The following is a 10,349-nucleotide window of genomic DNA, read 5'->3' as shown; positions in this document are numbered from 1 at the left end:
CATGACCCCGCACCAAAAGAGCTATCATATGTCATGACAAACGTCCACAGCGATGTTACATATGGTTGAACAAATGTTCAGATGGCGGATGGGGCGAGTCGAATATGGGCGGAGATCCGGGGCCGGACGGCCCTCCGAACCGCGCTGAATCGAACAGCTCAAACGTCAGGGAAATACCGCAAGAACCCGGTGCAATGGAGGTCACATGAACGTCTTCGCCAGCAACCTTTTCAAAGGAAAGTCCGCAATCGTAACCGGCGGGACGGCCGGGATCGGCCTGGACATCGCCAAGTCCCTGTCGGATCTGGGGGCCTCCGTGATCGCCCTGGGAAGCACCGAGGAGAGGATCGCCAAGCTCGACGAGCCGTCATTGATCCTCAAGCGCATCGATGTTCGCGACAAGGCCGAGGTCCGCGCCTTCTGCGCCGAACAGGAGCAACTGGACGTCCTGGTCAATTGCGCCGGCACGGCAAAACCGGAGGACGAATGGGAGGAAGAGGTCTTCCTCGATGTCATGGATGTGAACCTCAACAGCCAGATGCGCTTCAGCATCGGCCTGCATGACGCGCTGGCGCAGACCGGCGGATCGGTCGTGAATATCGCCTCCATGCTGAGCTATCTCGCCGATGCCAGTATTCCGGCCTACACGACCTCCAAGACCGGCGTGCTCGGCCTGACGCGGGCCTGCGCGCATAAATGGGGACCGGATGGCATTCGCGTAAACGCAGTGGCGCCGGGTTATCACATCACGGAGCTGACAACCGGGCTCTGGAGCGATGCGGCCGTGACGCGCTCGATCGAGCGGCGCACTGCGCTTGGACGGTGGGGCACCGCACAGGATGTGACCGGGGCAACCTTGTTCCTGCTCTCGCCTGCAGCAGAGTATATCACCGGGACCTGCCTCGACGTAGATGGCGGCTTCCTCTCTGGCAATCCGCTGGGCGACTGAAGCTCCGGTTCTAACAGCAAAGGGAAAGGCAGCGCGAACGGGCTGCCTTTTTTCATGTCCGCGATGTTCGTAGTTCAGGGGGAGTCAGTCGCGGCGGGTTTGGCCCAAGGCCAGTTGGTCCAGCGCGACGATGCCGACGATGATGACACCCTTGATGATGAGCTGCTCGTAGTAACCCACACCAAGGAAGGTACAGGCATTGGTGATCGTGACGATCACGAAGGCGCCGAAGACCGCGAAAAGCAGGTTACCCTTACCGCCCCGAATGCTCACACCGCCAATGGTAGCTGCGGCGATGTAGTTCACCAGTGTCCCCGTACGGATCATCGAAGCGGAGGCATAGCCAAGCTTCGAGGACTGCACGATGCCCGACATGGCGGCCATGAGTCCGGCGACGATGAAAACGTAAAGGATCACGCGCTCGACCGGGATGCCGGCCACGCGGGCGGCTTGCTCGTTATTGCCGATGCTGTAGAGCCAGCGGCCGAAATAGGTCCGGTTCAGGATAACCAGACCGACGGCCACGAAAGCAGAGAAGATGAGAAACGGCACCGGGATGATCCCGATCTTGCCGCCGCCGATCCAGAAATAGGCATCCGGCAGGCTCGAGATCGTGACACTCTTGGTCAAGTAGGCCGCGACGCCGCCGCCGACGATCATCATGGCCAGCGTCACGATGAACGAAACCACCTTCATCTTGCCGATGAAGAAGCCATTGAAGGCACCGACCGCGGCGCCAACCGCCAGGATCACCACGACGCCGAGCAATGTGCTTCCGGTCACGCTGATGACCAGCGTCCCGATGATCGCCGATACGGTCATCAAGGCGACCAGTGACAGGTCGAGGTGTCCAATGATGATCACCGGAGTTATGCCCAGCACAAGGAACCCCAGGGCCGAGACCTGGTAGAGAACATTCGAGAAGTTCCGAACCGAGAAAAACCCTTCGGCGAAGATCGACACCGTGATCAGGGTCGCTCCAAACAAGCCGATGATGATCAGGGTGTTGAGGCCGATCCCGACACCGATTGGCCGTGTCCTGTTTGTTGTCATATCCGTCATGGTTCTGTTCGACCCGTCAATGCATCGACCTGTGTTTGAACCGGCTTCGCAGCCGTACGATTGCGGTCGGGGGATCAGCTCCCCCGACCGGCTCGACCCTTACTTCTTGTCGGGGTGGAACTCGGCGCCCCAGAGACCTTCCTGGGTTTCGACATTGTCGGCCGTAATGGTCACGCCGGACATCCAGTTGACCTTCTTGGGGGTCGTCGTCTCGCTGAATTCCTCGCCGGCAAGAAGACGCTCCGTCATGTCCATCGCGGTTACGGCCATGCCGTACATGTCCAGCAGGGTGCTGGTATCCATGTAGCCTTCCTTGATGGAATCCACGGCAACCGGGAAAACGTCCTGGCTGGCGATGTAGACATGGCCCTCTTCGCCGCGCTTGTGCAGCTTGTCGCGGTTCTGAAGCGCAGTCCGAACGCCGGGCCAGAGATAGTCGGAGGCCAGAAGAACCGCATTGATCGAACTGTCGGATTCGAGCGCGTTGGTCGCGCCGGTCAGCGCCATGTCGAGGCTCCATCCGTCGCAGATGATTTCGCTGACGATCTCCCAACCTTTTTCCTCTGCGGCCTTCTTGAAGCCTTCGGCCCGTTTCAGCGCGTTTTCATCCTTCGGATCACCGATGACGTGCAGCACCTTCACATCGCTCGCAGCGACACTGTCCTCGTCGAGCATCTTGCTCATCTCGATGGCCGCGTCATAGGCTTGGGCGACGGTGTCCTGGCCGGCAAAACCATCATAGAGATGCGTGGAGCCGGGATCTTGCGGGCGCATGTAACCGATGACGGGAATGCCCTCGGAATGGGCGGCGCGAACGCTGGATTCGATCGCCTTGCTGTCCACCGCCATCACGATCACCGCATCGACGCCGCGAGCGATCAGGTTGTCGATATCCTGCGATTGCTTGGCGGCGTCGTTCTCCGCGATGGCCGAGAGATATTTCCAGCCGCGCTCTTCCGCGAAGCGACCCAGATAGGTCTCGCCGGCGATAAAGGCCAGCGAGAACCGACCGACGGACGAGAAACCGATGGTCATGTCCTTCGCCATGGCCTCGATCGGAAGCGTGGCGATGCCAGCCGCCAGGATTGCCGCGCTTGACAGCATCTTCATCTTGAAACCCATGATTTTCGTTCCTCCTCAGTTTCCGATGATCGTTGCGATTTTCGGTCTTCCATTGCCGACCACAGCCGCCCGGGCCGGGCCTCAGTTGCGTCGGTTCTTGAGTGAGTCCGCCAGGATGGCCACGAAGATCATCGAGCCGATCACGAACGGATGGATGTAGGGCGAGAGACCGATGATCGTCAGCCCGTTCTGGAGCATGACAATCAGCGTGATCCCGAGAAGCGCGCCGGGCAGGATCGTGCCGCGGCCGCCGAACAGGCTGACACCGCCGATCACTGCCATCGAGATCGCCGTGAACTCCCATCCATCGGCGAAACTGGCATGCAGGTATCCAACCTGGGTGACGTAGACGAGCCCGGCCAGCGAGGCGACGAAGCCCGACAAGGTGAACAGGACCAGCTTCATCTTGTTGATCTCGATCCCGATCCGGCGGGCGGATTTCTCGTTGTCGCCGATGGCGAAGACGGTCCGGCCAAAGGCCGTGCGGGTCAGAACGAACTGCCCGATGAACATGACCAGCAGCATGAAGGCCACTTCCAGGTAGAGCGGGCCAATGCGGAACTGGGCGAATTGGGTCAGCGCAACAGGGGCTTCGATGCCGCCTTGCTCGGCGACCAGAAGGTGCCCGACGCCGCGCCCGGCGATCAGCACGCCGAGCGTGGTAATGAAGGCAGGCACATGCAGGTAGATGATGATCAACGCGTTGAGCAACCCGATCGCCACACCGGTCAGCAGGGTCAGCGCGACGCCGAGCAGGATCGGGTAGCCGGCAGCGATGGTGACCATGCCGACACTCATCGACACATAAGCCACCGTCCCGACCGAGATGTCGAAATCGCCACTGATGATGACAAAGGAGAGCCCTGTAACGAGCACCCCGTAATAGGAGCACTGCAACAGCAGGGAAGACAGGTTCGAGACGGTCAGGAACTTGTCGCTGGCGAGCGAGAAGAAGACGAAGACCAGCAGGAAGACCAGATAGAAGAAATGGTCGACCAGGAAGCTGAGCGACAGGCGCGGGGTATGTACGGCTGGTATGTTCATCTCTGTCCCACGCAATGTTCCATGAGGGTGGTCTTTTCGATCTGGTCGCGTTCAAGAACCGCCGAGACCTGCTTGTCGGCCAGCACAAGCACGCGGTCGCTCAGATGCAGGATCTCGTCGATGTCGGAGCTGACAAGGAGCACCGAAATACCCTCGCCGACCAACTCGTTGATCAGGCGGTAGACATCGCTTTTCGCGCCGATATCGAGGCCCTTGGTCGGATCGTCGAGGATGATGATGTCGGGCTTGATGATCAGCCAGCGGGCGATCACGACCTTCTGCTGGTTCCCGCCGCTCAGGTTGTCCACCCTCTGGTGGATATCGACCAGCTTGACGCCGAGATCCTTGACGACCTTTTCGACCTTGCTGCGCTCGGTCGTTCTATTCACAAGGCCAAGCCGGTTGGCGAAGCTTCGAATACGTCCGATCGAAGTGTTTTGAAGGATGGGCGCGTCCAGGAACAGCCCCTCTTCCCGACGGTTTTCAGGGACATATCCGAAATGCGTGGTAAATTCGCGGGGAACGGGGACCATGCCCTCTGCAGTGTCGATCTGAACGGTTCCGTCAGTGAGTGGATCGATCTGCAGGAGCGCCCGCATCAACTCCGTGCGCCCCGAACCGAGCAGCCCCCAGATCCCGAGCACCTCGCGCTTGCGCAGGGTGAAATCGATATCCTGCAGCCCCGTCGTGCTCGACAGGTTGCGGACCTCAAGCAGGGCCGGGCGATCGTCACCCAGTCGTGCATCCGGCCCGGTGTCGCCATTGGCGAACATCCTGGCCGCGTATTCGCCAAGCATCAACTTGGTCAGTTCCGTCGTATTGGTGTCAGCGACCTGAACTTCGCCGGCGTTCTCACCGTCCCGAAGCACATAGATCCGGTCCGCGATCCGGAAGATCTCCTCGAAGTGGTGGGTGATGTAGATGATCACATAGCCTGACCGCTTCAGCCGACCGATCAGATCGTAGAGACCTTCCTTTTCCTTCAAGGTCAGGGATGAGGTCGGCTCGTCGAAGATGATGACAGACGCGCCCGAAACGATGGCCCGGCAGATTTCGACGATCTGCTTCTTTCCGACCGTCAGAGACGCAAGAAGATCGCCCGGCTTGATCGAAGGCTCGATCATTTCCAGAACTTCGGCACATTTCCGATTGATTGCCGAACGATCCAACGGACGCAGCGGGTTAGCCACGGCGTACTCGTTGAACATGACATTCTCTGCAACCGTCAGGTTGTTGAACAATGTCAGTTCCTGATGGATGTAAGAGACGCCCTTCTGCATGGAATCCCGCGGTGATGCGAACACGACCGGAGTTTCATCGAAGAAAATCCCTCCGGAATCCGGCTGGATCACCCCGCCCAGAACATCCATGAGCGTGCTCTTTCCGGCGCCATTCTGGCCGACAATCGATATCACCTCGCCGGCGCGCATCTCCATGAAGACATTGTTCAAGGCGCGAACACCCGGGAACGTCTTCGAAATCGCCTTCAGCCGGATGGATTCCAGCTTGCCATTTTGCGCGCTGGATCTGATCTCCTGGTCCATTTTCAACTGCCCATGTTCACGCGACGGCTTCGCGGTTCTTCAACTGGTGATCGATTTCTTGAATTGTGGGGCATTCCACCCCGTTGGCGTCCGCATCCCGCAACGCGCGTTCAAGGCGCCCGGGCGCGGAGCGACCACGGCATTTGTGGTTGGGATCCGCCAGAATCCCGACCTTCAGCCCGTCGATCAGGTCTGCATGGTTGAAGCTTTGCCCGGTGATCGTTTCCTGGATCGCAATCACGTCTCCGGCGATCCGCTTGGCCAGATCCTGATGGTCAGCCCACAGATCTTCGGTCGTGGAGCCTTCGGGCAGAACAAGACCGGCAATGTTGATCGTCAGGACGAACACGTTCTTGAGGACCAGCTCGAACAGGAGTTCCTGCTCGGACCGGACGATCTGGGCCGGGATCTCGAGAGTGCCGAGCGCACTGGCGACGGTTTCTGCGTAGGGTCCGAAAATCGGCGTCGGCCGGAAGGGCTTGTAGTCCATTCCCTTCTTCTTCTCGAACCATACCGACATCACGGTCGGATTTTCGATACCGAGTGTCTTCCAATCCTCCGGCAGCAGTTCGTTCTTCAGCAGGACCAGACGCGTTCGCCAGGCCGCCGGCATTTTCGCCATCATGTCGGGGAAGTCGTTCTCCGCCACTGCGACGACAACCATCTCCGGCTCGGGAAGGCCGATCGCCTCTTCGGATGCGTCCATGTCTCGCGTAACTGGAAAAACGGGAAATCCGTCGCGCAGGAAACCGCGCGCAAGAACTCCGGCCAATTCGCCGATCCCGATGATGACAACTGGATTCTTCATGTATTTTCCTTACGTTGCCTCTTGGCCTTGGCCGGCTCTACGTTGGTGTGGGAGTTTGCCTGACATCCTCGCGCCCAGGCTCGGGAAGCGACATCCGAGGTCCTCATAATCGTGCGGCTCCTCTCCTCAAGGCCGACAAATCCAATCACGGTGATCGGCTGACACCATGTTGTGCGCTGAGTTGTGTCCTGATTGCTGTCAAAAGAGTCTGGCCGGACCGGTTCGGATGCCTCGCATCAAACCCTTTGGTGTAAGGATAGTTCTATGTTGTTGCCTCCCCTGAGACGCAGAATCCCGGGCGGTCTTCGGCCATATTGCTGAGGGCCTCTCCATGCACTGACGGCCTGCACCCGGGAAGCGGCATGACAACCCGCCATGGCCACCCAGATCCTGCCTGTTCACCGCACCCTCCGGCCTTGGATTGCCAAGTCGATTCAGCTGCTATCAGTACGGTAGATTTCACCTGAACAATTGTCAAACCATTTGTGCACAAATGTTAGAACGTATGACCGGCAATGGTATCTCCGGGAAAAGGGCACCCGGGATTCATCTCACGAACCTGGTAGGTTGCATTGGCTGCATGCCGACGCCCACCTCCACCCGTTACTGAAATACGAACTGGACCCAATAGGTTTTCACGGCACGGGCATGCGTTGTTCACCGGTTCTCGCTCCGTCGCCTTGTTCGGCGAAAGGTTACCGTTCACGCCTCGGGCTGTTTTTCCCGTCGGCTTGTTCCTCAGCCCTCAGAGCCTGCAGTTTTGCCTGACGTCAGACAGGCTGATCCTGAAAGTCAGTCATCGCCTTCATGGCGGACCGTCTTCAAGGAAACGGCTATGGCTTCCAGCAACTCGGCTTGCGGAAATGGTTTCATGAGGCGGATGTCTTCTGGCCGCAGACCATTGCCGTGGACAGCCGCTTCAGAGGCATAGCCGGTCATGAAGACGAAGCGTGCGCTCGGATCGATCTCCCTGATGGCTGCCGCCAGCCTGGGTCCTTGCAACGTGCCCGGCATGACGATGTCCGTGACGATGACATCGAATGATGGATCCGCCTTGAAGCACTCGAATGCCGCGTCACCTGATGCCGCGTCTGTCACGGCGTAGCCGGAGTTGCGCAATCTTGTCATCATGACTTTCCGGATCTCGTCATCGTCTTCGACAAGAAGAATGCGGTACGGCGTGCCCACCGACTGGGCCTCTCCGGCCCGATACTCCTTGGCGGTCGCATTCCTGTCCAGCTCTCCATCGCCCGACACGGCAGGGAAATACAGCTTGAAGGTCGTGCCCTCTCCCGGCTCGGTATAGACCTGAACCGTCCCGCCCGACTGGCGGACGAAGCCGAGGACCATCGACAGTCCGATCCCGGATCCCGTGCCAGGAGCCTTTGTCGTGAAGAATGGCTCGAAACTCCGTTGCAGGGTTTCCTGATCCATGCCTTCACCGTTGTCACTCACCGCAAGCATCACGTAGCGGCCCGGCGGCAATCGTTCCTGACGCGCGTCAATATACTCCCTGTCGATCCGCATGTTCGCCGTCTCGATGGTCAGCCGCCCATGGCCATTCATGGCGTCACGCGCATTGATGATCAGGTTCAGCAGGGCGTTTTCAAACGAACTCGGGTCCAGTTTGACCTGCCACAACCCGGCCAGCAGAGAGGTTTCCATCTCGACCGAATCTGGCAGCGCGCGACGCATCCAGTTGCCGGAATCCCGGACCACCGCATTAAGATCAAGCGTGACCGGCGACAGACGAGCCTTGCGCGCGAAGGACAGCATGCTGCGTGTCAGCTCTGCACCGCGATTACAGGCGCGGATCGCCGCGTCGATCATGGCGCTCTTGTCCTCGGCACCGGGGTTTTCCCGGATCAGCTCGAGATTTCCCAGAATGACGGCCAGGAGATTGTTGAAATCATGCGCCATGCCACCGGTCAGTCGGCCGATGCTCTCGTTCTTCTGCGCCCGGTGAGCGATCTCTTCGTTCTCATGCGCGCGCGCTTCGGCCCGCGCTTCCCGCGTGACATCGAGGCATATCCCGTTGACGAGGTAAGACCCATCGCCAAGCGGCGCCGCCTGGACGCGTATCTTGAACACGAGGGGCCTTTCCTCCACGTCCCGCAACCGGACTCGGACACCTGCCGGCTTCCCGGTCTCTGCGGCCTGTGAAATGGCCTCCACGATTTTCGGCAATTCGCCATCATCATACTGGGTCACGGTCGAATAGGGGTCCGCAATCAATTCTTCCGGTGACTTCCCCCAGATTTCCGTCGCTTTCGGGCTGACATAGGTCAACTGCGAGGCGGCGCCTTCCCTCCAGACGATCTGGAAGATGACCCCCGGCACGTTCTCGGCGATTGCGGCGACCTGGTGTTCTGCCTTCGCTTGTCTTTGTTGCGCTTCGACGACATCCGAGACGTCGATGTGAAGTCCGATCACGTTCCGGGACCCATCTGGATTGATGCCTTCCAGTTTCCAGGATGAGCGCATGTGATGGAACTGCCCGTCCGGTCTGCGTGCCCGGAAGAAATGGCTTCCCTGCTCGGCATGCCCCATCGTCGCCTCCATGATATAGGCCTGCATGCCCGCCTGGTCGTCCGGATGGACCTGGGTTTTGGCGAAGGTGCCCGGATGCAGCCCATCGCTTGGCTGGACTCCATATAGATGCAGGAAGCTCGTGTCGTAGCTAAGCCTTTTGGTCTCACCATTGTATCGAAAGACCCCGATGCCACAGGTTTCGAAGACCAGTTGCATTTGCCGCAACAAAACACTGTTTTCCCGCATCAACGAACTCTGGTTCCAGGAAATGCGCAGAAACAGCCATGCCAAGGTCACAGAGACGATTCCTGCGCAATAGCGGGCAACAAGTAAGGGGACCGGGTTCGGGGGCAACAGGTCAAACAGAGCGGCCACCACGACAAATCCCGTCTCGACAACAACGTAGCCTCCCATGGCATAGGCCAGGATGCGGGGGGAGAAACGCGGCCGATCCGTCTGGGCGGCGATCCGGCGCAACACGCACCCGACAACCGCCAGCCCGATCAGCATTCCGATGGAGACTGGCAGGAGGGCTCCGCCGAACCAGATGCGCAGACCAAGCGTAAATAACAGCGCGATAGCGGCTGTTAGCGCCCCGCCGAGGTATCCGGCGAAAATGAGCGCTCCGGCGACGCAGCTGATGATGAAGCCACCTTCCAGCTTGAAGCCGCTCAGAAGCGCCAGCGCTGCCGCGAAACCAAAGACAAAGCCCATCAGGAAAGCGGAATTCCAATCCAGTTCAGACCGTCGAGGTTTGGTGAATAGCGGAAAGAACAGGACCCCGACGAGGGCGAGCGCAATCAAGCTTTGGGTCAGAAAGACAAGCATGGATTCCCCTCGGCATTGTTCCGAAATACTTATTCACGAATTTCTCACTCGTGAACAGATTGCCTTTCTGGTGGATTGTGCACCCCACGGGGCATTTGCCAATGCGCCGATCACGTCCAGACTTGGGCGACGAAGGGTGGCCCGAAATTCTTAACAGCCGATTAAGGTGGTTTTCCCGCTCTCGATCCGGCAGCGATTGCCGGTTGGAAGAAGCGAAAGATGGCAAGAGGTCCGAGAAGCTACCGCGGCGCCACGTTCAAGACGAAGGTCGCACCTTTGACAATGAAGGGCTCCAAGACGGCGATTTGCCTCTTATATCCCTTTGCGCGGAAACGGCATCGATGCGGCAATGGAAACCCCTCACCGATGGCCAGTGCCAGATGCGCAAGACCGAAGAATGAGAAACACTATCTTAGGTCGTGTTGACAAAAGGGATTCACACTCGGCAGTAGGCGTGATT

The 10,349-nt window shown here is 59.0% G+C and carries 7 protein-coding genes; 1 reads left to right on the top strand and 6 read right to left on the bottom strand.

The features are described from left to right. The first annotated feature begins 205 nt into the window (after positions 1 to 205). Positions 206 to 949 (top strand): SDR family NAD(P)-dependent oxidoreductase, encoded by a 744-nt coding sequence (locus AX756_RS24035; RefSeq protein WP_068318267.1) that lies wholly within the window; start codon positions 206 to 208, stop codon positions 947 to 949. Positions 950 to 1,033: 84 nt separating this feature from the next. Here the strand turns inward: AX756_RS24035 and AX756_RS24030 are convergent, their stop codons facing one another. From AX756_RS24030 to AX756_RS24005, 6 genes are all read right to left on the bottom strand, one after another. Then, on the bottom strand, positions 1,034 to 2,011 hold the full coding sequence (locus AX756_RS24030; protein WP_068318264.1) for an ABC transporter permease: 978 nt from the start codon (positions 2,009 to 2,011) through the stop codon (positions 1,034 to 1,036). A 99-nt stretch (positions 2,012 to 2,110) separates the two neighbouring features. Continuing rightward, positions 2,111 to 3,133 carry a sugar ABC transporter substrate-binding protein gene (locus AX756_RS24025; protein WP_068318261.1) on the bottom strand — a complete coding sequence of 341 codons (1,023 nt, stop codon included), beginning with the start codon at positions 3,131 to 3,133 and terminating at the stop codon, positions 2,111 to 2,113. 81 nt (positions 3,134 to 3,214) lie between these two features. Next, positions 3,215 to 4,177 carry an ABC transporter permease gene (locus tag AX756_RS24020; RefSeq protein WP_068318257.1) on the bottom strand — a complete coding sequence of 321 codons (963 nt, stop codon included), beginning with the start codon at positions 4,175 to 4,177 and terminating at the stop codon, positions 3,215 to 3,217. Continuing rightward, entirely contained in the window at positions 4,174 to 5,721 is a 1,548-nt protein-coding gene (locus tag AX756_RS24015; protein ID WP_068318254.1) for a sugar ABC transporter ATP-binding protein, read from the bottom strand. Before AX756_RS24015 ends, AX756_RS24020 begins: the two co-directional genes overlap by 4 nt. A 16-nt stretch (positions 5,722 to 5,737) precedes the next feature. Next, positions 5,738 to 6,529, bottom strand: a complete 792-nt coding sequence (locus tag AX756_RS24010; protein ID WP_068318250.1) for a hypothetical protein — start codon at positions 6,527 to 6,529, stop codon at positions 5,738 to 5,740. A gap of 792 nt (positions 6,530 to 7,321) precedes the next feature. Further along, the gene (locus AX756_RS24005) at positions 7,322 to 9,889 is read right to left on the bottom strand and encodes an ATP-binding protein (protein WP_068318247.1); all 2,568 of its coding nucleotides are present in this window, start codon (positions 9,887 to 9,889) and stop codon (positions 7,322 to 7,324) included. Positions 9,890 to 10,349 lie beyond the last annotated feature (460 nt).

Source organism: Aliiruegeria sabulilitoris, assembly GCF_001558155.1.
In the GTDB taxonomy this organism is placed as follows: Bacteria; Pseudomonadota; Alphaproteobacteria; order Rhodobacterales; family Rhodobacteraceae; genus Tropicimonas; species Tropicimonas sabulilitoris.
The sequence above is the reverse complement of the archived record's forward strand: the minus strand, read 5'-3'. Positions and strand labels throughout refer to the sequence as shown.

Bases quoted from the DNA above. Each gene is read 5' to 3' on its own strand.
- AX756_RS24020 (WP_068318257.1), bottom strand. From the start codon at position 4,177: ATGAACATACCAGCCGTACATACCCCGCGCCTGTCGCTCAGCTTCCTG.
- AX756_RS24015 (WP_068318254.1), bottom strand. From the start codon at position 5,721: ATGGACCAGGAGATCAGATCCAGCGCGCAAAATGGCAAGCTGGAATCC.
- AX756_RS24035 (WP_068318267.1), top strand. From the start codon at position 206: ATGAACGTCTTCGCCAGCAACCTTTTCAAAGGAAAGTCCGCAATCGTA.
- AX756_RS24030 (WP_068318264.1), bottom strand. From the start codon at position 2,011: ATGACGGATATGACAACAAACAGGACACGGCCAATCGGTGTCGGGATC.
- AX756_RS24025 (WP_068318261.1), bottom strand. From the start codon at position 3,133: ATGGGTTTCAAGATGAAGATGCTGTCAAGCGCGGCAATCCTGGCGGCT.
- AX756_RS24005 (WP_068318247.1), bottom strand. From the start codon at position 9,889: ATGCTTGTCTTTCTGACCCAAAGCTTGATTGCGCTCGCCCTCGTCGGG.
- AX756_RS24010 (WP_068318250.1), bottom strand. From the start codon at position 6,529: ATGAAGAATCCAGTTGTCATCATCGGGATCGGCGAATTGGCCGGAGTT.